22 protein-coding genes and 1 riboswitch are annotated in these 23260 nt (G+C 50.8%); of the genes, 14 read left to right on the top strand and 8 right to left on the bottom strand.

Translation table 11 applies throughout. The features are described from left to right. Nucleotides 1–49 precede the first annotated feature (49 nt). Nucleotides 50–1060, top strand: coding sequence for an NAD(P)-dependent alcohol dehydrogenase (locus H8B09_RS24680; protein ID WP_224753963.1), 1011 nt, complete (start codon nt 50–52; stop codon nt 1058–1060). Nucleotides 1061–1168: 108 nt separating this feature from the next. On the opposite strand, the gene H8B09_RS24675 is transcribed toward H8B09_RS24680, so the two are convergent. After that, complete coding sequence (locus H8B09_RS24675; RefSeq protein ID WP_191206258.1) at nt 1169–2014, bottom strand: MBL fold metallo-hydrolase; 846 nt, start codon at nt 2012–2014, stop codon at nt 1169–1171. Nucleotides 2015–2156: 142 nt separating this feature from the next. On the opposite strand from H8B09_RS24675, the gene H8B09_RS24670 reads away from it, so the two are divergent. Then, the gene (locus H8B09_RS24670; RefSeq protein WP_191206257.1) at nt 2157–2525 is read left to right on the top strand and encodes a hypothetical protein; all 369 of its coding nucleotides are present in this window, start codon (nt 2157–2159) and stop codon (nt 2523–2525) included. A gap of 79 nt (nt 2526–2604) precedes the next feature. On the opposite strand, the gene H8B09_RS24665 is transcribed toward H8B09_RS24670, so the two are convergent. Further along, nucleotides 2605–4869, bottom strand: coding sequence for a glycoside hydrolase family 3 N-terminal domain-containing protein (locus tag H8B09_RS24665; RefSeq protein ID WP_191206256.1), 2265 nt, complete (start codon nt 4867–4869; stop codon nt 2605–2607). A 260-nt stretch (nt 4870–5129) separates the two neighbouring features. Beyond that, nucleotides 5130–5723: an NAD(P)H-dependent oxidoreductase gene (locus H8B09_RS24660; protein ID WP_191206255.1), complete on the bottom strand. Its 594-nt coding sequence runs from the start codon at nt 5721–5723 to the stop codon at nt 5130–5132. A gap of 118 nt (nt 5724–5841) precedes the next feature. On the opposite strand from H8B09_RS24660, the gene H8B09_RS24655 reads away from it, so the two are divergent. The 11 genes from H8B09_RS24655 (at nt 5842) to H8B09_RS24605 (ending at nt 19116) form a co-directional block, all read left to right on the top strand. Further along, nucleotides 5842–6279: a MarR family winged helix-turn-helix transcriptional regulator gene (locus H8B09_RS24655; RefSeq protein ID WP_224753962.1), complete on the top strand. Its 438-nt coding sequence runs from the start codon at nt 5842–5844 to the stop codon at nt 6277–6279. Nucleotides 6280–6511: 232 nt separating this feature from the next. Next, nucleotides 6512–7006, top strand: a complete 495-nt coding sequence (locus H8B09_RS24650; protein ID WP_191206254.1) for a hypothetical protein — start codon at nt 6512–6514, stop codon at nt 7004–7006. A gap of 189 nt (nt 7007–7195) precedes the next feature. Then, nucleotides 7196–7879: an HAD family hydrolase gene (locus tag H8B09_RS24645; RefSeq protein WP_191206253.1), complete on the top strand. Its 684-nt coding sequence runs from the start codon at nt 7196–7198 to the stop codon at nt 7877–7879. 130 nt (nt 7880–8009) lie between these two features. Further along, on the top strand, nt 8010–8492 hold the full coding sequence (locus tag H8B09_RS24640) for a sigma factor (protein WP_263576156.1): 483 nt from the start codon (nt 8010–8012) through the stop codon (nt 8490–8492). Nucleotides 8493–8852: 360 nt separating this feature from the next. Beyond that, nucleotides 8853–9470, top strand: a complete 618-nt coding sequence (locus H8B09_RS24635; RefSeq protein ID WP_191206251.1) for a manganese efflux pump MntP — start codon at nt 8853–8855, stop codon at nt 9468–9470. A gap of 103 nt (nt 9471–9573) precedes the next feature. Continuing rightward, nucleotides 9574–9663, top strand: a riboswitch (cyclic di-GMP riboswitch). Between the two features lie 123 nt (nt 9664–9786). Beyond that, a complete protein-coding gene (locus tag H8B09_RS24630; protein WP_191206250.1) occupies nt 9787–10683 on the top strand; it encodes a hypothetical protein in 897 nt (298 codons plus the stop codon). 184 nt (nt 10684–10867) lie between these two features. Further along, nucleotides 10868–13063 carry a family 2 glycosyl transferase gene (locus H8B09_RS24625; protein WP_191206249.1) on the top strand — a complete coding sequence of 732 codons (2196 nt, stop codon included), beginning with the start codon at nt 10868–10870 and terminating at the stop codon, nt 13061–13063. 10 nt (nt 13064–13073) lie between these two features. Further along, on the top strand, nt 13074–16175 hold the full coding sequence (locus H8B09_RS24620) for a hypothetical protein (protein WP_191206248.1): 3102 nt from the start codon (nt 13074–13076) through the stop codon (nt 16173–16175). A gap of 23 nt (nt 16176–16198) precedes the next feature. Further along, nucleotides 16199–17251 (top strand): HEAT repeat domain-containing protein, encoded by a 1053-nt coding sequence (locus H8B09_RS24615; protein WP_191206247.1) that lies wholly within the window; start codon nt 16199–16201, stop codon nt 17249–17251. Between the two features lie 81 nt (nt 17252–17332). Beyond that, on the top strand, nt 17333–18703 hold the full coding sequence (locus H8B09_RS24610; RefSeq protein WP_224753961.1) for a glycosyltransferase family 2 protein: 1371 nt from the start codon (nt 17333–17335) through the stop codon (nt 18701–18703). A 167-nt stretch (nt 18704–18870) separates the two neighbouring features. Then, a complete protein-coding gene (locus tag H8B09_RS24605) occupies nt 18871–19116 on the top strand; it encodes a VOC family protein (RefSeq protein ID WP_191206245.1) in 246 nt (81 codons plus the stop codon). Nucleotides 19117–19136: 20 nt separating this feature from the next. Here H8B09_RS24605 and H8B09_RS24600 read toward each other — a convergent pair whose 3' ends face one another. The 5 genes from H8B09_RS24600 to H8B09_RS24580 form a co-directional block, all read right to left on the bottom strand. Continuing rightward, entirely contained in the window at nt 19137–19910 is a 774-nt protein-coding gene (locus H8B09_RS24600; RefSeq protein WP_191206244.1) for an SDR family NAD(P)-dependent oxidoreductase, read from the bottom strand. A 90-nt stretch (nt 19911–20000) separates the two neighbouring features. Beyond that, on the bottom strand, nt 20001–20351 hold the full coding sequence (locus tag H8B09_RS24595) for an ArsR/SmtB family transcription factor (protein WP_191206243.1): 351 nt from the start codon (nt 20349–20351) through the stop codon (nt 20001–20003). A 35-nt stretch (nt 20352–20386) separates the two neighbouring features. Further along, on the bottom strand, nt 20387–21112 hold the full coding sequence (locus tag H8B09_RS24590) for a DUF4386 domain-containing protein (RefSeq protein ID WP_191206242.1): 726 nt from the start codon (nt 21110–21112) through the stop codon (nt 20387–20389). Between the two features lie 59 nt (nt 21113–21171). Beyond that, on the bottom strand, nt 21172–21396 hold the full coding sequence (locus H8B09_RS24585) for a helix-turn-helix transcriptional regulator (protein WP_191206241.1): 225 nt from the start codon (nt 21394–21396) through the stop codon (nt 21172–21174). 1 nt (nt 21397) lies between these two features. After that, nucleotides 21398–21853, bottom strand: coding sequence for a hypothetical protein (locus tag H8B09_RS24580; RefSeq protein WP_318152766.1), 456 nt, complete (start codon nt 21851–21853; stop codon nt 21398–21400). A gap of 267 nt (nt 21854–22120) precedes the next feature. Between H8B09_RS24580 and H8B09_RS24575 the strand changes: the two genes are divergently transcribed. Then, nucleotides 22121–23074, top strand: coding sequence for a sigma-70 family RNA polymerase sigma factor (locus H8B09_RS24575; RefSeq protein ID WP_191206239.1), 954 nt, complete (start codon nt 22121–22123; stop codon nt 23072–23074). Nucleotides 23075–23260 lie beyond the last annotated feature (186 nt).

Here is a 23260-nt window from a genome sequence, read left to right as displayed (position 1 = left end):
GGTTGTTCGGATACAATAGAAGTAACTCAATCCCAGTAGGAGGTTCACGATGATAGCAGAGTCTCAGAGCGGTGGACGCATGATGCGGGCGTTGGTCTACGACCGATACGGCTTGCCGGATGTGCTTCGTATTGAAGAGGTAGAAAAGCCTATACCGAAAGAAAATGAAGTGTTGATCGCGGTCCATGCTGCATCGTTGAACTCCTGGGACCTGGATCTTCTGACCGGTAAGCCATTAGTCAATCGGTTAGGCGCGATGCGTAAACCCCGTTATCGGATTCTCGGCGCGGATGTGGCGGGGAGAGTGTTGGCTGTGGGTACGGAGGTAAACCGCTTGCGGCCAGGCGATGAGGTGTTCGGAGATCTCTCTGGCTGCGGGTGGGGCGGATTCGCCGAATATGTGTGCGCGAGCGAGGCGGCCCTGACGTTGAAGCCAGAAGGAGTAAGCTTCGAGCAGGCAGCGGCAATCCCGCAGGCGGCAGTTCTTGCCCTGCAAGGTTTGCGTACGCAAGGCGGGTTGGCGAAGGGACATCGTGTACTCATTAATGGAGCTGCAGGCGGCGTTGGTACGTTTGCGATTCAATACATAAAGCTGCAAGGGGCAGAGGTGACGGGGGTAGACGCAGCCGAGAAGCTGGATTTGCTGCGCTCCGTGGGAGCGGACCATGTGGCGGATTATCGGACAGAGGACTTCACGGCGGGCGGACCGCAGTATGATCTCATCCTCGATGTTGTCGGCACAAGGTCGGTATTCGAGATGAAGCGGGCGCTGAAGCCGGGCGGCACTTATGTGATGATCGGCGGCACTTCGAATCGTATTATACAAGCGGCCCTAACGGGGCCTTTACTGGCTTGGTTTTCTCGTAAAAAGGTTAAGGTGCTCCTCCATAAGGTAAGCCACGACGACCAGTTGATCTGGAAGTCGCTCGTCGAGAAAGGGAAGGTCGTGCCTGTCATCGACCGGCAGTTTGCATTCGACGATGCGGTCGAAGCGTTCCACTATTACCAAGAGGGCCGCGTGAAAGGGAAGATTATCGTTAGCATGACGGAAGCGCGATAAGGGCCGAAGCAGCGTCAAGAGACAAGATTCCAAACTCCGGTTTCCTTGCTTCAGAAAAATAAACGCAAACACAAGAAGCATGGAGAGCCGTCTCCATGCTTCTTGCGCTTAGTGAACATATTTGCCGCTAGCTGGTACCGCAATGCGATCGAATTCTTCTACCAGCTTGTGAAGACTTGCTGCGAGCTCATCGCCTGATAGTGGAATGCCGTGTCCAGTGACCGCTGCAGATGGTTGTAATTCCGCAAGCTTACAGACGGAATGAAAGGCCTCCTGCCAATCGGGCGTAAAATATTTCGGCGGACCGCTGATCTCCGCCTTCTGCGTGAATACTTTATAGATCGACTCCTGCTTCACCGTAACGAATGCGTCGCCTGCGATTAAAGCTCGGTCCGCTCTTCGGAACAGGGAGACATGTCCCGGTGTATGGCCGGGCGTATGAATCCACTCCCAGCCTGGCATATCAGGGACAGAGCCATTGGCAGGGAGGGCGGCGACTCGCGAACCTAAGTCAATCGGCTCGTTCGGAAACCAAGGTGACATCTTGGCGACCAGTCCGTTTGAAACCGCTGGGTCGGCTGGGGGATAAGCCTGCTTGCCCGTCAAGTACGGGAGCTCCTGCTCGTGGGCGTAAACCGGCACGTTCCATCGCTCGACCAGCTCTATAATGGCGCCGACATGGTCGAAATGACCATGCGTAAGCACAATGGCATCAGGGCGTGCATCCGTACCGAATCGTTCCTCGGCGGCAGCCACAATGTCATTAGCTGATTTGGGCATCCCGGCGTCGATCAGAACCCAGTTGTCCTTATCTGCGAATCCGACGAAGCATACATTAACGATCTGGATGGTCACAACGTATAGATCTGAGGCTGCTTCTATTCCTACGCCGCTGTTTACCGAGGTGACGGGCAAATAATGATAGTCCTCGCCGTATTTCATTTCCGTATCCACCGTGGTCCTCCCTTGACATGTGATGCCGCTTCAAATAACATCCCTCATTCTGAATTTTGTTAATCCGTGCGTACAGAGGAATATTTTGCAGGGTGGGATGACATCTTAATAGTCGTTGTTCAAATCAAAGGAGGTATTACCCTTGCAATTCAACAATCAATCGTATAATCAATCGCTTCAACAAGCCGAGCAGCTTGTTCAGCAGCTTGTGCAGCAAACCCAGCAAGCTAGCCAGAACTATCAACAGCTGCTGCAGCAGGAACAGCAGAATGCACAACGTCTCCAAGAGCTGGCTCAACGGGAGCATCATGCAGCGCAAGTCATCCAGTCAGCACTGCAAGGTCATCAATTGGCGATTCAGCAGCTCAATCAGATCTCCAACCTATGCCGGCAAGTGGAGCAGTCTATTCATACGCAGCAGCAGTCGCAGCACGCCTATAATCCTGGATTTATCCAACCGGCGTTTGCCGCTTCCCCCGGCATGAATAACAATTTCAATTCCGTGCAGTAGCTTCTGCCTGCAAAATAACAACAGGCTGCCGATCGGCAGCCTGTTTGTGTATGTTGATGGGACTCCCGGTAGGCTTGTCCTACTGTTCCAGCGTCACTGGCAGCACGCCCCACGGCTCCAGTTGGCCGAGCAGCACCTTGATGCCAGCCGCCGTATTCGGCTCCTGCTTGCCATACACAGCTAGGCTGGAACGGATGCCGCTAACGTACAGCGTCTCGTAAGGATTGCCAAGTGAGAGCAGCGAGTAGCGCTTATTGCGGCTGTTCAGGAAGTCGACAACGGCTTGCGTACCCGACCAGTTGAACTGGCTGGCCACATTGCGGAACTGATAGGAAGCCACAATGGCGTAGTCGGCCTTATCAAGCAGCGCATTCGTGCCCGCCTGCCCAATAACCGCAATGTCCGTCTTGAGCGACAGCGACGAACCCGCTGCTTGCGTTAGCTGCTTCTGCAGCTGCATAGCCTGCTCCTCACTCGCCGCCGCGATGACGACGCGATCGCCAGACTTAATCGCGTCAGGATGCACGCCATCGCGACTCGCCAGCAGCGTGACCGCTTTCTCCGCGATTTCCTTCTCTACCGCGCGATGCGCGTCCGATCCGATGAGCTTGCTGAGCGCAGCAAGCTGCGAGGACAAACTCTCCTGCGGCTCGAATAGGCCATACTTCGCCTTCAGCTCCAGAATCCGTTTCACCGAAGCGTGAATCGTATCATCCGCGATGGTACCGTTCTTCACGGCCTGTACAAGCGTCTGATGTGCAGCAGCCGAGTCCTGCGGCATTAAGATGATGTCTACGCCTGCTTGGACGGCGCGGATGACGGATTGATTTTCGCCAAAATGGTCTGCAATGGCCTCCATCGTGAATGCATCCGAAATAATGATGCCCTTATAGCCGAGCTCCCCGCGAAGCAGCCCCGTAAGCACCTTCTTCGACAGCGTCGTCGGAATCGGTACGCTGCTGCCGTCTTTCAACGATGTGACGTGGTCATTATCTACGGCAGGGAACGCAATATGCGCCGTCATGATCATCTCTACACCGTTGTCGATCGCTGCGCGGAAAGGCTTCAGTTCCACCGCATCGAGCCGTTCACGCGTATGATTCAGCACCGGCAGGCCGAGATGGGAATCGACTGTCGTATCGCCGTGTCCTGGAAAATGCTTTACTGCGGCGATAACCCCTGCCTGCTTCAGGCCGCGGATCGTCGATAGGCCAAGCTTCGTCACGAGATCCGGGTTCGAGCTGAAGGATCGCATCCCAATGATCGGATTGTCGGGATTGCTGTTAATGTCGAGCACCGGGGCAAAATTAAGCTGAAGCCCAAGCGCCTTCAGCTCCTCACCGGTCAGCCGTCCTGCAGCTTCTGCGAGGGTTGCGTCACCGGTCGCGCCAAGCGCCATCTGTCCGGGCAAGTTCGTGCCGCCTGGAATCCGTTTGACGACACCGCCTTCTTGGTCGATGCTCAAGAAGAGCGGAATGTCGCCAGTCTCGGCTTGCAGGTCATGTGTAAGCGTCGTTAGCTGCTTGGCGTCGATAATATTTTTGTCGAAAATAATAAGTCCGCCCAGGTTTTGATCATGCAGGCTGCTCTTAATCCCTGCGTTCACGGTCGTCGTTACTTTGCCGTTATACTGCCGAATATCGGGCATGAGCATCTGACCGACCTGCTCGCTCACGGTCATATAGGAGATCAGTTTATCCCAGTCATGGGCTTCAATCGCAGTGGCCCGCTCGAAGCGGATCACTCTTGTCATGAAGACAGCGAACTCCGCCCGCGAGACCGATTGATTCGGGCGGAAGGTGCCGTCGGAATAACCGCCAATCAGTCCATTGGAGCTCATCGTGCGAATTGGATCGACAGCCCAATGCGTGGATGTGTCAGTCAGACCAGTAGTTGACTGATTGCCATTGGTCAGCTCGTACGCCCGTGTAAGAAGCGCCGCCGTTTCTGCGCGTGTAATCGGCGCATCCGGATGGAAGGTGCCGTCAGGGAACCCGCCCGTCAGCCCATTGCGTGCTGCAATGGAGATTTCACGGTAGAACGGGTAGGCGGTGCCGACATCGGAATAGGTGGGGCTCTTGTCTGCCTGCTGATCAGGGTATAGCTCGCGGACCAGGAAAGCGGCAGCTTGCGCTCGGGTTACGCGGCCTTCTGGTTTGAACTGTCCATTCCCGTAACCGGCGACCGTACCGCGGTTCGCCATATAAGTGATGCTGTCTTCAGCCCACTGTGCATGTTTCAGATCGGTGAAACGCTGCTCGGCTGAGGCTGGTCCAGCCCATAGGAGGGCAGCGCCGGCAATGGCGCCGGCGATAGCGAAAGATTTATATTGGATTGGTTTCAACTGGTTCACCTCGTTGATTATGCGTATGCGTGTAAGTATAAGGGTATAGACGCCGATAAGAGGTGATTTGTTTCTTGGATAAGTTTGGGCAAATCGTGGTGATCGCTAAACATCCATCGTTATCGAACGCAAATAAATAGCCAGTGATCGATAGATATTCGATGACTGGCTGTTCAATATGAAAGATGATTTGATTGCCGTCAGTATTAGAAGCTTGCGAGCGCGATGACCTCGTACTCAAATTGTGGAATGCTTCGCGGCTATTGCGCAGCGGCTCGGAAGTAGCGATAAATCCGGTCGAGCTTCTTCGTCTGCTTGCCTTCTCGTTTCTCCATGCCGCCAAACTCGAAGAACTTCACCTTCTTGATGCCAACATAGCTGAAGAGCGCTCTCCGCATGAGAGTTTTGTGGGCATTGTTAAGCCAGAGCAACGGATAGAAGGTCGGACCCTTCATCGTCGAGATGCAGATGACTGACTTGCCTTTGAGCAATCCTTCCGGAAGTAAACCGCCCTTCTCGCGATAGGCGAAATTCGAAGCGAACATGCGGTCAATGTAGCCAAGCAGCATCGCAGGAGGGCGGCCCCACCAGATCGGATAAATCAGGATAATCCGTTCCGCCCACAGCAGCTGATTCCGGTACTTCTCCAGTGAAGGCTCGACGTGCATATCTCTTCTTCGTTTCTGTTCGTTGAACACGAGAATCGGGTCGAAGCCTTCGCCATACAGGTCGAGCACTTGAATATCTTGCTCTTGTATATGCGGGTTTTCATGCAGGCCTTGGAGCGTCCGCTGCAGAAAGGCATGGCTTAGGCTGTGGTGATTCGGATGCGTGTAGATAATGAGGGTTTTCATAACACACCTTCTTTGTTATCATTTGATAATAAGTTATCATGCCGAAATTTTATTGTCAAATGATAATTATATTTTGATAACAAAATGAGTAACGTGACTCTGTGCGAGGAGATGTTTCATGATGGTGTCGAAGGAAGCTTTGTTCGAGCAGTTGGCATCGCTGATTGCGTCCGCTCATCAATTGCATTATGAGATGACGAAGGATTTGCCGATGGACGATATTACCCCTCTTCAATATGAAATTCTTGAGTTTCTGTCGGTGAAGCAGCCGATTACGCTGAGCCAGCTGAGCGAATGCAAAGGCATCTCGATGCCGAATACAAGCCGAGAGATTAAGAAGCTGACCGACAAAGGGCTGTGCGAGAAAATAGACGATGCAGGGGACCGGAGAAAACAGTACGTTCGATTGTCTGCGAGCGGCGAGGCGCGTATGGCCGAGAGTTTTACCCATATGAAGCAGTTGTTCCTGCAGCGGGTAGAAGGGGTGCAGGATGCGGAGCTCACCCAGATGTCGGAGGCAATTGGCGTGCTGAGGGCGACGGTGCTTCGAGATTAGTCGGGAACCGTTATGACGGATATGCGGATGTGGGATGTGCAATTGTACAATGCAAAGGACAGCAGCTCCGATCTGAGCAGCTGTCCTTTTGCATAGTGGGCGCTCGATTGTTGTTGACGGTTATATAGCATGTGCGGAGGACGTGCCTGAGCATTATTTCATAAACTACTAGTAATCTCGGTAGATTGGTAGTTAACTACGATCCATCGAATCAATGGCGGGCATAGGATAGGTGATTGAGCTGACATTTCCACTGTATATTGTTGCAGGTACAAGCGGCTCTGGTAAATCAACGACTTCGTCTGAAGTAGGAGTTATGTTAGGCACTGGCTACAACGTGTACGACATGGATATCATCGTAATTGGTCAGGACTTCCAATCAGCGTGCAATAACTGGATTCGAATTGCTTATTATAATGCGTTAAACGGGAATACGACGATTTTGTTTGGCGCAGTGCCTTACCCGTATAACATCTTCGTATGCGATTTCATCCACCACTTCGATCAACCACGCTTCTTACTCCTTCATTGCGACAGAGATACGCGCAGACAACGCTTAGAGAATCGTAAAAGCTGGTCGCCCAATGGTATCAATCAGACGATAGCCTATGCGGAGAAGCAGCACGCTGAGTTTGATAAGGCGAGGCTCCCGATTATCAATACCTCCAATATCCCTGTGACTCAAGTGGCGCAACAAATTAAAGAATGGGTCTTGGGGCAGCTTTGACCAGGTGTTTGCTGCTAATTCTTATTGGCTGCTGCGACATTATTTTCTAACTGGGCTGAAACCCATATGGCCATTTATTTCTTTTTATCAATCCCCTGTATCTCTCGATTCATGCTATCCGTTATGATAGTGAATAAGAGATTTAAGGGGATTGTTTCATTTTATCATTCATAAAAGTGGTGACATTCTATGATCGACGTTATTTTATGGGATTTGGATGGGACGATTCAGGATAGTGAATCGCTTGCGAAGGCTAGCACACGCTATGGTTTCGAGAAGGTGTTGGGCAGAGAGCCGACGGAGGATGAATATGAGCAGCTGCTCGGACGACCGTTACCAGTTGTCTATCGTGAATGGTTCAGTGAAGAACTGGTTGAACGGATTTTAATGATGATGTCCGAATATTACCTTGATCGCAAAGACCAGCTTGTTTGCTACAAGGGTGTTCCGGAACTGCTCGCTGCGCTGAAACTTCGGGGGTACCGCATGGGGATTGTAACCTCCAAACGAAGGGTTAATGCAATAGATGAACTAAAGGCTAAAGGTCTAGACAGCTGGTTCGAGGTCATTATCGCTCAGGAGGACACGGATCTGCACAAGCCTAGTCCAGATCCTTTGCTGGCAGCGGCATTGCAGTTAAATGCGGCCCCGGAGCGTTGTGTTTATATCGGCGATCAGCCGACGGATATTCGAGCCGCTCACGCGGCGCAAATGCTAAGTATTGCCGCACTCTGGGGAGAAGGAAGCTTGGACCGGGTGGAGTCCGTTTATCCGACAAGGCTGGTTTACAAGCCTAACGATATTTTGAATGCACTGGCCGAAATTTCAAGCAACCGCGATTCGTTTGATCACTCTTATCCGTCTATGAAGTAGATACGATGACTTAATAAGAGGGAGCCGTCTTAAGATGCAGGAGCAGGGGAATGGCTTGGAGCAACTGGAGCCGCTGACACGAGAGCTGCAGCGCAGATATAACGAGGTGATTGAACCTTATCGTTAAGAGCTGTGGCGATATTGTATGGCACTAACGAAATCGCCATGGGATGCAGAGGATCTCATGCAGGAGGCGGTAATGAAGGCTTATGCGATTCTGCCGCAGCTGCATCAACCACTTCAGCCCAAGGCCTACTTATTCCGGATAGCAAGCAACACCTGGATCGATCAGTGCAGGCGCAGCAAGCATGACCTGTTAGCCTTCCGCGTGTATGGGCGTGCGCAGATGGAGCGGTCGTGCTTGGCAGATTGGGAGAAGGTGCGCGAGCCGCTGCACGCAGAGCTTCGTTCCTTATGGGGGCGGACGGCAGTCGTCGTAACCAGTCTGGATGCCGAAGGAGCACCGTCTCTGAGCAGCGTAATCGAATTACAGATTGAGGACGGGACCATAGTAAAGTGGCGCGACTACTACTTTTCGCAGGAGTTTCTGGCGCAGGCGTCCGTCGAGTTGGGTTTTAGCGTAGACGTCGCGAAGGAGATGTATGGGAACTAATCATTCATTAATTAAGGGAGTCCATTGCTGAACTAGCGATGGACTTTTTAAATTTCTCGGTGGATTGGGACTTGGGGTGGCTCCGACCGGATGATAGTCGTCTAGGACAAGCATGCACGAATGCAGGGAGCGGAACATAGAATGTAGAAGGTCCATCCCTGCGATTTCACTCGTAGGATGATGAGAGGTCAGCCGAAATGCTGGCATGGGTGGTTTCTTCCTCGTATTATAGGCTTTGGTTCAACTGCGAAACTACAGTCGTTTGTGAAACTTTGAACGTTTCCGATACGCTGCGGATACAAGATTCAGGATGATGGGAGGCTGCCGCCCGACCTGCTACTAAGAGAGGTGGGGAGGAGCATGCATTGGATTACAATTGTGGTCATTGGAATTGCTGCGAATATTGATAATCTTGGGGTTGGCATTACGTTTGGTGCTCGTTCAACACGAGTACCTTTAGTATCCAATCTGTTCATTGCCGTATTATCCGCAGGTGCAGCGTTTGTGACGATGACGGTAGGGGCGTTGTTGTCACAGCTTTTTCCGGTTGTATGGGGAAATATCATAGGCGGTTTAATTCTTGTTGCCCTGGGAGGATGGGGAATTCGGACACAACTGGTCAATCAGACAGTTGGACAAGCCGAGACGCGGGAGCATGGGGCGGGGGCAGCCCCTGACAACAGCACCGGCACGGAGGCCGAACAGTCAGATCAAGAGGAACACATCGTATCACGCGCAGAATCGTTGTCGATCGGTCTTGCTTTATCGATCAACTCGATGGCGAGCAGCTTTGGTGCAGGCGTTAGCGGCGTTTCTCCGCTGCTCTGCTCCATATCGATTGGACTGTTCTCCCTTCTTACAGTTGAAGCCGGCGTCCGTATCGGGTTTAAATTCGCCCATTCGCCGCTTGGCAAATATGCAGGCATCATAGGGTGTGTGCTGCTCATTCTCATTGGCTGTTATGAGATCATATTCTAAAAACGTGTCATAATTTGGCTGGACAAGTCGATTGGATTCCAATATGATAGGAACAAAGCAAGCTTCTCGTTGATCGCGGCAGCGGACGACACGTAAAGAAGCTTCACGATAATGGCAAACCTGTCGATAAGGCAGGGACGCAAAACTACAGGGCCTAAGGGTGAGCATTCACTTATGGCAGCCAGTTGCCGAACGAAGCGTGTCTATAGTGACGCAGCGATCACTACACCACTCTTTTATTGTGTGAATCCAGCACAGTTCGGTAACCATCGGACTGTGCTTTTTATTTTCCACGATAGGCGAGGGGGGTAGCAGAATGAGAAGGTTCATCACGATTCTAACGTTGGCATTCATCTGCTGCACCATCTTCCCGGTCGCCGCTCAAGCGAAGCAGAAGATTACCTATCCGGATCAAACGAATATTACGACTTGGCTCTGGGACGCTGCCAAGATTGCGACGCAGCCGGAGAAGGTTATTCGTAACTTGACGGATCGCAAAGTAGATACGCTGCTGCTTCAAGTAGATGCAGCTGTTAATAAGCAAGCCTACCGCAAGTTCATTGGCCTGGCGCATGCCAGCGGCATTCAAGTACATGCACTCGACGGCGCTCCGCAGTGGGTGGACGCAGGGGGCGAAGCGCTTCAGGATGCATTCCTGAACTGGCTGACGGCCTACCAGTCGACTGCAATGGTTACCGAGAAATTCGACGGCATTCACTTGGATGTTGAACCTTATGAGCTGGGTAATTACGAGAGTGAGCAGAATCAGATTCTGACCGCGTATCAATCGATGATGGTGCTATTCGAGAATCAAAGTGCACAATTAGGCCTGATTTTGGGTATTGATATTCCGTTCTGGTTCTATGGCGTGACCTATGACAATCAATACGGCAAAGGCAATATGGCAGAGTGGCTGTGCCAGCACGTGAAGAACATAGCAATCATGGCTTACCGCGATACGGCGGAGGGAACCGACGGCATCATCAACATCGCAGCCAAAGAGATGAAGCTGTTCCAAACCTACGGCGTAAGAGGGACCATTGCGGTGGAGACGGGACGTCTCTCGCAGGCGAACGATTTTGTAACCTTCTATGAGGAAGGCAAAGCATACATGGACAGCCAACTGCAGACGGTGCATCAACAGTATCAGAGCCATCCGGCCTATGCTGGCATTGCGATTCACTATTACGATAGTTGGATTCAAATGAAATAGATTAGGTTGATAGTCTCGCAATTCAAACTTTGCCCAATGGGCAAAGTTTATTTGCATTATTTGGTATATTTTTTGCACTTTTAAACTACTGCCTAAAATGCAATCGGTTTACAGCGGCAACTTTCATTGACAGTAGGCCGATGTGCCTATAATATGAGGTCTTATTAGGAGGTTATCTCGGAATATGTCGAAGAGTAAAACGATTCTGCTTGTAATCTTGTCGGTTGTCGTCGTTGGCGGAGCCTGTTTCTTCGGTTTCAACCAGTTATTCCCGAACAAAGAAACGAATGAACAAGCAGACGCTCCCAAGTTGAACGGAGTCCAATATATTAGCAAAACAGATGCTCAGTCGTTCTATGTTATGGAAGGGAATGAATGGAAGCGGATGTTCGTGAAAGGCGTGAACATCGGAGCCGGCAAGCCAGGCGCTTTTCCAGGAGAAGTTGCGATTACATACGAAGAGTATTACAGATGGTTCGGTTATATCTCCGAGATGAACGCCAACACGATTCGGGTTTATACGACGCAGCGGCCGCAGTTCTATAACGCGCTGTACGACTTCAATCAGGCAGCAGAGAAAGCGGGCAAGCCGCCTATTTATGTTATCCACGGTGTATGGGTGAACGAAGAAGACATTCTCACCATCGACGATGCTTACGGCAGCGATGACAAGATTCTGAATGATGTCGTTAAGAGCGGCGAAGAAATCGTCGATATTATCCATGGCAATGCCTACTTACCTGTACATAAAGGTTATGCGGACGGTACATATACAACCGATATTTCGAAATACGTAACGGGTTGGATACTCGGCATCGAATGGGATCCTTCCTTCGTGATCGGTACGAACGAGAATAACCCCAAGCGCAATCACTATGAGGGACAATACTTATATACCGAGGGCGCTTCTCCATTCGAAACGTTTCTAGCGGAGCTCGGAGATCGGATTATCGAGTACGAGACGAAGAACTACAACATGCAGCGACCTGTCGCCTTTTCCAACTGGGTCACCACCGACCCGCTCACTCATCCTAATGAACCCTACAAGAACGAAGACATGGTAGAAGTGAACGTCGAGCACGTCAAGTCGCATGACGCATTCAAGCCAGGCATGTTCGCATCCTATCACGTTTATCCTTACTATCCAGACTCCTTCAGCTATCAGACCGATTATATTACGTATAAAGATGAAGAGGGTAAACCTAACCCATATCGGGCCTACCTAGAAGACATCAAGAAAGTGCACACGATGCCGATTGTCATCTCGGAGTTCGGGATTCCTTCATCCCGCGGCAAGACGCATGAAAACAAGGTTACAGGCTTTAACCAAGGCTATATCGACGAGAAAACGCAGGGCGACATGATCGTGCACATGATGAACGATATTCACGACGCCAACCTTGCTGGCGGTTTAGTGTTCACGTGGCAGGACGAATGGTTCAAGCGAACATGGAACAACAGCGATTTGGATTTGTCAGATTCAAGGCCCCTTTGGTCTAACACGCAAACGAGCGAGCAGCACTTTGGTCTGTTGGCGTTCGATCCAGGAACGGATAAGACAATACGCACCGTAGATGGCAACGTAGATGACTGGAAAGGCGATAAACCGATTTACTCGCAAGACGGACTCGATTTGTATGTCGCAAGCGATGAAGCTTACGTTTATCTGCGTGTCGATGCCGCGAATTTCGACTTTAATCAAGATACCTTGCTGATTCCATTCGATACGATTGACGGGCAAGGCAATAATGCTTTGAAGCAATATGGCACAACGTTCAGCAGACCGGCCGATTTTGTTCTGAAAGTGCACGGACAGACGGATTCTCATCTGCTGGTCGATGCGTATTACGACAACTATTATTTCCGATACGGCATTCTGACGAAGTTGATCGAGAAGAACGAGGCGTTCCAGCAGAAGAACTCGGGCATTTTCAATCCGATCCGACTCGCGCTGAATAAAAGTGCGATTCAAATCCCGGGCACAGACGAGCACATGCTGTTCGATGACTATGAGACAGGCTTGCTCACGTACGGCAATGCGAATCCGGACAGCAAAGACTATTATTCGCTGAGCGACTTTTACTATGATCAGGGCCACCTGGAGATTCGTCTTCCTTGGCAATTGTTCAACGTGATGGATCCTGCCAAGCGACTCGTTATCGACGATATGTATGCACGCGGCAAAATATCGGCCACGAAGGTGGATGCCTTCCATATCGGCGCCGAACTAGTGAAGAACGGGGAAGTACAAGGACAGCACAATGTATCGATGGAACCTTACAGCTGGGACGAATGGGAGATGCCAACCTTCCATGAACGTTTGAAACCGTCCTATTACATCGTGAAGCAGGGATTCCTGGGCGTAGAAGCTAGAAAATGAGGACGATATCATGCGTATACGTAAACTGAAAATTCGTTATGTAGTGGCCGCTCTGGTGCTCGCAGCCATAGCCGCCCCCTTCGTTATATGGAAGCTGGGGGTGGGGCGGGAGATGGACATCGTTATACTGAACAAGACGTTTCCTGCCGAGACGGACGCATCGGGCAATATTAAGAAGCTCGATTATGGCAAGCAAAGCGGACTTTTCTGGGTGATGAAGAATCTCGGACTCACCAATCCTACTACGAACAAAACGTACAATGAGCACACCGATTATTACGGCAATTTCTTATCGAACGGGAAATTGGTCAACAAGCCGCTCGGCAAGCTGACGACGGTGCCAGACGTTATTTTCTTATCGGATATGTACGGAACGGGCAATTCGAGAGCGCACGGCGTAGAAGATCCGGGCATCTCGGGCATGACGAAGGAAGAGGTTGGCGTTGTAACGACGAGCTACGAGCGCGGAACAACCGTCATCGGAGAGTACAACATTGCCGGGGATCCGACCAAGGCGAGCGTGGCGAAGGAACTGGAAGCGATCTTCGGCGTAAGCTTCACCGGGATGGCGGGCAAGTTTTTCTCCGACCTGACATCGACAGCTGATGTGCCGAATTGGATTCGGGCCACCTATGAGAAGCAGTACGGCAAGAAGTGGGGTCTGACGGGGGCAGGCATCGTCATTGCAGGCAATGATCGCATCGTTGTCCTGCAGCGAAACGTCGGTTATACCGGGTCGACGCTGCGCATCGAGATGGATGACGCGAACGCGAAGAATTATCATACGAAGCCGGTTGATTACTACAACTGGTTCGAGCTAGTAACGCCGACAGACGAGAAATCCGTCATCGCGTGGTACGATCTGGACTTAACGGACGAGGGCGCGAATCAGCTGAAGCCATTCGGTCTGGAGCATCGTTTCCCTGCCATTATCGCTAGCAATCAAGACGGCAAGCATTCCTATTACTTTGCGGGAGATTTTACGGACTACCGGGCTCCGAGCAAAATCAGTCAATTTGTCGGTGCCTCTACGCTTTATCGCTACTTCAGCGTGAAGAGTGAAGGAGATCTGTCGTACTTCTACTGGCATTTCTATGTGCCGTTCATGTCGAAAGTATTGAAAGACGTGGATGTGCCGGACAAACCAATTGCTTTTGAGGCGGAGACTTCTGCAGCAAGCGACGGTACGAAGCTGGTATCGAAGATTTCGGACAACCAATTCGCTATTTTCTATAATGATGCGTGGAACAAAACATATCTAAAAGGCGTCAATATAGGTGCAACGATTCCTGGCAGCTCGACAGCCGATCTGCCGGACGATCCGAGCTTCTACCGCGACTGGCTGGAGAAGATTGCGGCCATGAACGCGAATACGATTCGCGTGTACACGTTGATGCCATCGGCGTTCTACCGTGCACTCGACGGTTATAACAACAGCCACCCGGATAAGAAGCTGTATCTGCTTCAAAATATCGGGCTGCAGCAGGCACCGCCGGATGGCGACTACACGAATGCGGAGTACACAGCTTCCTTGCAAAAGTCGCTCGAAACGACCATCAACGCGGTTCACGGCAACGCCGTTGTCGCGAAGGAAGGAGCATCCGATTCTGACGCCTACATGAATGATGTCTCAGGCTTCGTCATTAGCTATCTGTTTGATTCAGATCTTACGCCTGCATCCGTTATGGCAACGAATGCAAGCAAGGGATCAATCAGCAAGGAAGGCAAGTACGTTCAGGCTAGCAGCGGTGCATCGCGCACGGAGGAGTGGCTGGCGGCGAATGCGGATCAGATCATTCGTTATGAGCAGACGAGCTATAACATGATTCATCCCGTTGGTATTGTGAGCGGTCCGCAGGTAGACAGTCGTTATTATGCGATGTTCGGTCCTGCAGGCTCGAAGGATGCGAAGGGTGTTATCCAGTACGAGCATATTGCAGGAGAGTCGGAAGCGGGCGGCGTGTTCGGCGCATTGAATCTATTCCCGAACGAAGAAGGCTTTACCGATCATAATCAGTATGATAAGACTTATGCAGATTTCCAGACTTACTTGAACGCTTATGTGCAGGAGCATAACAACTATCCGGTATTGATTACGGAATTCGGCCTTCCGACAGGTGCAAGCAGCACGGAGGCTGCGCAAGGGGAAGGCATCGTATCCATGCTGAATACGATCAAGGAAAGCGGCGCAATGGGCGGTTTGATCTATGAGTGGGCTGACGAGTGGGGACGCAGCAGCGCGCGTGCATCGATGATGATTCCTTACAGCAGGGGCACCGTGTGGCACGATATAACGGAACCTGCCCAGAACTATGGCATTCTTGCAATGGAGTCGAAACAGTCGTCGGACTACGCGATGACGCTGCGTGGCGCGAAGCCATTGGATACGTTAGCGCTTAATGCCGATGAGACTTACTTGTACATCAAGGCAGATTTCAGCAGCCTGCCGGATTTGAATAAGAAGAGTCTTCATATCTTCCTGGATACGTTCGATCGGAAGAACGGCGGATATAGGTTGTCGTCTGACGGAAGCGAGAACTGGTCGGGAGCGGAGTTCGATCTGAACGTTCAAGGCGCGGACAAGGCAGAGCTGCTCGTAATTCCAAGCTACAATGCAAGCAGAGGCTCTTATTATACCTCGCTCTACCTGACAGGAATTTATGAGCGCATGACAACGGAGATTGCTCCGGCCTTTAAGACCGAATTGGGTACAGCGATCGCTGCGCGATATGAGGATGCATCGACCCTGCGGTCTGGGCCGTTCACGAGCAGCACGAACAACTTTAACATTACGGGCAATACGGTCAATATTCGCATCCCTTGGACTAGATTGAACTTCACCGATCCTTCCAGCATGCTCGTGCTTAATGACGACCAGCACAAGGCTGTTGCACCGGATCAGAAGGACGCACTCACCGTGCGGATGACGGATGGAATCATCGCATCGCTCATTATTAAAGATAAGCAAACGGACACGGTCGAGTATCACTTTCCAGAGAACGCAACGTCCATCGGATACAAAACCTTTGCATGGAATACGTGGGATGTTCCTCAATATGAGCAGCGCGCTAAGTCGAGCTATGACTTGATCCAGGCAGCTTTTGCGGAATAACCAGTATAGGAGGGTAATCACACATGACGAATACAGCGATGCTATTGCTATGGATTTCGTTGGGACTGTCGGTTGTTTTCTTCCTCGCGATTGTCGGTACATGGATCTACTCGTACTACTTTAAGCGAACGACGGAGAAAACAAACGAAGCGCTGGAAGAGATGCTCGGCGCAGTCTTTGCCCTTGAAGGGCATGAACAAAATATTGTTATTTCGCGCAAGCTGCTTGGCTATGTACGGAACAGTTGGCTGAGAAGGGAACTTCTCATGAAGGCGCTGGTCGAATTCGCGGGAAGGCTGCCTGCAGAGAAGCAGGAGCGCGTCAATCAGATCGTTGAAGAAACGGAGATTAGCGCTTATTTGGCCCGCCTGTTGTCTTCGAACAGCTCATCCAATCATTCGATCGCCTGCCGGTATATCGGGGACCTGAGGGTCTCCTCGCTCCGGGAGGAGATGTTGAAGCTTAAGGACAGCCGCAACAACGATGTTCTGTACAACATGCTGCTGGCACTCGCGAAGCTTGGTGACGTGGAGGGACTGTCCGCGATTCTGAGCGCTAACTCCAGTCACATTAACTTATCCTTCCGAGCTGTCGTTGAGGTTGTGACAGCGTTCAAGGGCTCCATGGAAGAGTTGATTGGGCAGACCATCGATCACTGCGACGACTATATGAAGGGCATTCTGATCAAAGCGGCAGCTGATGAAGGTCATTCGGGTCTAACCCCAATCTATGTGAAATACTTGAGCAGCGATAACAAGAACCTGCGAATCGCTTGCATCAGAGCCATTGCAGAAACGAAGGACACCGGGAATGAATCGCATCTAATCGGCATGCTTGAGGATTCGGAGTGGGAAGTTCGAGCAGCCGCGGCGAAGGGCTTGGAGCAGATCGGTACGGATAAGAGCATTCCTTCTCTAGGGGAAGCCGTTAAGGATAAGGAATGGTGGGTCAGACAGAATGCAGCCAGCTCGCTAGTTGCATTGCCAGGAGGAAGAAAGTACGCGGAATCGATTATTAAAGGCGAAGATCGATTCGCGAGCGAAGCAATCGTTGGTGTCCTGGAGATGTCGTCCTAGTCGGCTTCACCACAACCTGGAGGGTAGGTAGCGGATATGTTTATATTTTGGAAATTCATCTTGTATTTCAGCGGTTTTTGCATGATATACACCATTGCGATTAATCTGTTCTATAACGGCCAAATGCTCGTATCGGTCTTCGACTTGTTCTCATACTTAAGAAAAATGAAATCTTCGGACTACAAACGATACATCGGCTCGAAGAACATGATACCGATCTCGATCATCGTCCCTGCTTATAACGAAGAGAAAACGATTGTCGATAATATTAAGTCACTGCTGGCGCTGGACTATTACGAATACGAGATTATTGTGGTCAATGACGGCTCCAAGGACAGCACGCGGGATCGGATTATCGAAGAGTTCGGGCTGACGCTGGTGAATCAGCCGGTGAAGAAGAGCTTGCAGACGAAAGACATTCGAGGCATTTATCGCAGTCCGCAGTTCGAACGGATCATCCTCGTCGACAAAGAGAACGGCGGCAAGGCGGATGCATTAAATGCAGGGATCAACGTTTCTTCGTACCCGATTTTCGCGAGTATTGACGCGGACTCCATTCTTGAGAATGAAGCGCTTATTAAGCTCACAATGATTTTCGTAGAGCACCCAGAGACGGTTGCGGTCGGCGGTATCGTAAGGCTTGCGAACGGTTCGATCATCAAGGACGGCAAGCTAGTCGATATGCGCATTCCGAAGAGCCGGATTGCCTCGTTCCAGATCGTTGAATATTTGCGGGCGTTCCTGACCGGTCGGACGAGCCTCAGCCGCTTGAACTCGATCCTTATTATCTCGGGCGCATTCGGGGCATTCAACAAGAGTGCCGTCATCGAGGTTGGCGGTTACAAGGCGAATACGATCGGCGAAGACATGGATATCATCATTAAGCTGCATGAGAAAATGAAGCGCGAGAAGCGTAAGTATAAAATCAAGTTCCTCGCCGATCCGATCTGCTGGACGCAGGCGCCAGAGTCGCTTAATGACCTGCGCGTGCAGCGTAGACGTTGGCAGATCGGCCTCTTCGACAACCTGCTCGCTTACCGCGGCATGTTGTTCCGGAAGAAGTATGGCGCTGTCGGCATGCTGACGCTGCCTTATTATTGGCTGTTTGAATTGATTGGTCCCGTGGTCGAGTTTCTGGGCTACATTTTCATCCCGATGGCGTATTTGTTCGGATTGCTGGATTTCCACAACTTCCTCATCTACTTCATCGTCGCCTTCCTGCTCGGTACGTCCTTGTCGATGGGCAGTATTCTGCTGGAGCAGATTTCGTTCCGCAAGTACACGTCGTTCAAGGATATTATGCGACTGGTGCTGTTCGCGCTGCTGGAGAACCTCGGCTACCGCCAGTTGACGATTCTGTTCCGTATTGAAGGCATTCTGAAGTTCAGAAAGGGCCGTCATTCGTGGGGCAGCATCAAACGGAAGCAGTTTGTGCCTACAGAATCAAAATAACGGTATACGCTTTATTCATATAAGCAGCGATCACTTCCCTCTGGTTAGGAGGGAGGTGATCGCTTTTTCTTTTACAGCTGCCGGGCTATTCATCGATCGATGATTGGGGGCATGCCGAACGGGAAGGCGTAGGCTTCATCCTGCAGCAGGCAGCTAAGCCTGAGCATGTGCGACCGAATGCGAAGCCTTCGCCGAAGCATGATCCAGCAGATTGGCCTGGGTCGCCGACTAGCTGGGACACATACGCCTACTCCGATTTCAATGGCGTACAATCGATGTGCGAGGAGTTCAAGGACAAAGGGGCCATCATTGCGTATGACCCCATCGTCGAGGATATGGGCAGCATGCAGTGGCGAGAGTTTGCTGTGCGGGATTTGGACGACTACGTTATTGTGTTCGGCGGCGGCAGCTAGCCGTATTGAAAAGCTGTTGTCTACCGTTTGCGCTCTAGAACGGAACGCGTAATGCGAGTGACGAAGCGGCGCGGGAACAGTCTAGGTGCTTGCGTCAGCAGCCAATTCTGCATGCCGGGAACGACAACCGCCTGACCGCGCATAAGCGCCTTGTAGCCGATTTGTGCAACCTTGTCAGGCGACATGAGTGCTTTCGGATCGGCGACCTTTTGCTCATCCATATTAGCGGATTGGAAGAATGAGGTTCCCGTCCCGCCGGGGCATAGCGCTGTGATGCTGACGCCTGTGCCTTGCAGCTCGCTAGCAACCGCCTCTGTAAGCGAGAGTACGAATGCCTTGGAGGCGGAATAATTCGCGCTCAACGGACAAGGATAGAAGGAGGTCGTGGAGCCGACATTCAGAATGCGTCCGCTGCCCCTTCGCACCATATCCGGCAGGACCAACATGAGCAGGTGAGACAGGGACATAACGTTCAACTGCAGCATCTGCTGCTCTGACCGGGCATCCAGCTCATGCAGGAAGCCGAACGAGCCGCAGCCCGCGTTGTTGATGAAGATGTCGATCTGCTCTTCATGTAGACGTTCATACAACAACAGCGCACCATCGGCTTGAGCTAAATCAACGGCTACTGTTAGGGTAGTCACACTATAACGCTGCTGAAGATCCGTCGCGAGATGGTTTAGTTTTCCTTCGTCCCGCGAGGCTAGAATGATCCGATACCGCAGCTTGGCGAACAACTCCGTGAATGCTGCGCCAATTCCGCTTGAAGCGCCAGTAATAAGGACAGTTGGCATGAGGAGGCCTCCTTCATAGTCCATCTTATTTATAATAACTAAATAACCAAACATCTAGTTATATAGTTATTTACGAGGGGCAAAAGGGGATTATTCATCCCCGGTTGGTGTTTTTATAGTTAGAATTTGTTCGGTTGTTGCAAGGAATGCTTTCAGCAATGCGACGGGGTGTTCAATGTCGAGGCTGTAGTAGATTTCGGTTGCCTTCTTGGTGGAAGTAAGCAGACTCGCTTGCTTGAGTATCTTCAAGTGATGTGAAATGGCGGAGCGAGACATAGGAGAGCGTTCGACGATCTGAGCGACATTAAGTGATTCATGCTTCGTGAGCATCATGATGATGTCCTGTCGGACCGGGTCAGCAAGAGCAAGAAAAATCGGGCTGCACGCTCGCAGTTGCTGATGCACGGTTGTTTCCAGTTGTGTGGTGTCGAGGTATTCCATCGGACTATCTTCTCCATAATCAACCAAATAATTAGTTACTTGGTTATATGGTATCCCGCCTGGATGTTGCTGTCAATAGCGGCAAGCCGAGACTCGTTAAATCCGCGCACGAGAAGGATAACGGCAAGCGTCATTTCGTTCGCAGCGACAGGCAGTGACAACAGTCCGCCCCATGTGGATACTTGCTCGAATACGCCGAACATTTCGAACAACGCTGCAGCGAGAACGAGTGCGCCGCCGGTCATCCCGAGAATGGACAGGAAGCGAGGCACTAGGCCGCTGCGGTAGAAAATATAGCTGTACATCATCGTGTTAATGCCAAGCATGAAGTTAGGGCCGAGCAGGAAGGTCCAGTCGTGGATTGCGATTAATAGCGTACCTGCTGCGTGGTAAGAGGTGGGGTCTGTAGGTGCTATCGCCGTAAATTCACGACTTAATGTCAAGAGGGATAAGACGCTAATAATACCGACTGTAATAATGGCCGCTTCAAGAAAACGAAAGCATAGATGCCCGAGCGCAATTCTTTCGCTGACACGACGCAATACAGGAAACATCGTAACGGCCGTTCCAACCGCCGATACGACAAGCACAAGCTCCATAAGCGCGCCCAAGATGATCTGATTATCATGCTTGGCACCCTCGATCAAATAATCGGTACCGTTCAGGATTGGATCGTATAGAACGAGTCCGATAATGGATGAAATAGCGGCAAGAATAAACAAAATCCCCGTAAGTTTAGCTGCTCTACGCGTAGTATGCATGGTTCTCCTCCTTCTCATTTCCGCAAGAAAATCTGTCGAAGTCAAGGATGTGCGCGGGTCTACTTCTTGTGATCTTCCTCGTAGTAAAAGATGCTCTCAATCGGTAAGTTGAACGCCCGAGCGATGCGGAATGCCAGCTCTAGCGACGGCGAGTAATTGCCTTTCTCGAGCGCCACGATTGTTTGTCTGGTTACGCCTACCTTGTCAGCCAGCTGTTGCTGGGTCATTTCGTCGTGGTCGAATCGTAGTTTGCGGATATGGTTGCCGACAAGATTGTTACCCATATTAGAAGCCTCTCCTATAGTGATAAAGTTTCGTAACGGAGCTGCTGACATCGGCCAGGAAGCCGGCAGCAATCAGAAAGTCGAACATGACATACAGCGGCTTCTCCATGACGAGCGATCCCATCGCGCACAGGAAGCCAACGATGAACAACAAGAATGAGATCCGGTGGGCTCTCAGCTCAATGATGCGATCCAGCTCATCCGTGAAACCAGGTTCCTTCTCGCCTGTCGTCATTCGGTAGACGATGTTGAACACAATGCTGATAATAATATGCGCAATGATGGATACCAGCATCAGAATGAGGACGAAGGCACCCCAATATCTTAGTACCTCCGTTAGTTCAGCGCCTTGCTCGGGATAGCGCGGGTACATGTACAAGCAATAGATCGCAAATATAAGGATCGTACTGATAAGCGTGACGATGCTTTTCTTCTCTTGGTAAGTCAAATCAAACACCTCCTTTGGGTTTGAATGAATGTAAACCACTGTATACATAATGTATGGTAAAGTATTCACCATGTCAAGTCTACTTTACATTATGAATTGAAATTGGGCTGGGCATTGAAACGAGGTTTGTCTAAAAGATGGGCCTCAAATAAACCAGATCGAATCGAAGGTTGTCTTTAGAGGAGGAAATATATTGTCGAAAAAGAATTTATTGCATGATGAATGTATTTCAGAACAACAACCCGTCTTTATTAATAGAGGAGGTGAATGGCTTCGTTGAGTCATCAATCGGAAGCGGAGCTGGTTAGAAGATCTCTGTATGGGGATCAGGATGCATTCACGGAGCTAGTCCGTCAATACTCCAATGCGGTGTATGGGGCAGCCTACAGCGCGGTGAATGATTTTCACTTGGCGCAGGATATTGCGCAGGAGGCTTTCGTCAAAGCATGGCGTAACCTCGGGCAGCTGCAGGATGGGGAGCGATTCGGTGGCTGGGTGATCCGCATAGCGAGCAACCTGTGCAAGGATTATTTTCGCAAGAAACAGCTCATTGTACGGTCACTCGAGGAGGCTGCGAATACGGCGGATACGGTATCGTTGGACGAACAAGTTGAGCGAAATTCCGATGGACAGGCCGTATGGAAAGCGCTGCATGGGTTAGAAGAGATTTATCGTACCTCCACCTTGATGTATTACATAGGGGGATACAATTCCAGGGAAATAAGCGAGCTGCTGGACGTTCCGCTTAGAACGACAGAGAGCCGGTTGCGGAGAGCAAAGACGATGTTGAAGAAGGAGTTGATCGAGTTGGTAGAAGATACGGCGCAAGAGAAGAAGCTTACCGAATCGTTCGTGGAGAAAGTTAGAGCGCGAATTACGGGTGCATCCGTTACGTTCCTAGTTGAGAACGTCGATGCGTCGGTTGCATTTTACGAAGGAATCGGATTCAATACTGAGAATATTGGTGGACACATCCACGTGAGCCACGGCGGTGCAACCTTTATTCTGCATCCGGCGAAGCGAAAGGCGGACATTCACCCGAATTCGGCTGCTGACGGCGGCATTTATTTCGATGTATTCTGCTATACCGATTCAGAAGGGCTGAGGCATCTGTATGCGGTATCCCAAGAGAAAGGCGTAGAAGTCGTCAACGGTCCGCACTGGTCTGAGGGTTGGAGCGAGTTCACGATTCGTGACTTGGACGGGTATCAGGTTGCCTTTGGAGGGTAATAGGAACTTATATAGATTGATCCGCCAATAAACAGAACACCGCTGCGGCCGCATGGGCTGGGCGGTGTTTTCTCGTATAATCCCGAATTTCGTGTCGGTTTGTTGACTTATTGCGACAGGAAATATGACAATTACATAATTTAACGAATAAATTACTTCATGTCATGTCGAATTAGTAGGACATTT

The sequence above is a fragment of the Paenibacillus terricola genome (genome assembly GCF_014779765.1).
Lineage (GTDB): Bacteria > Bacillota > Bacilli > Paenibacillales > Paenibacillaceae > Paenibacillus_T > Paenibacillus_T terricola.
Note: the sequence above shows the minus strand (reverse complement) of the source record. Positions and strands in the feature narration are given on the sequence as shown.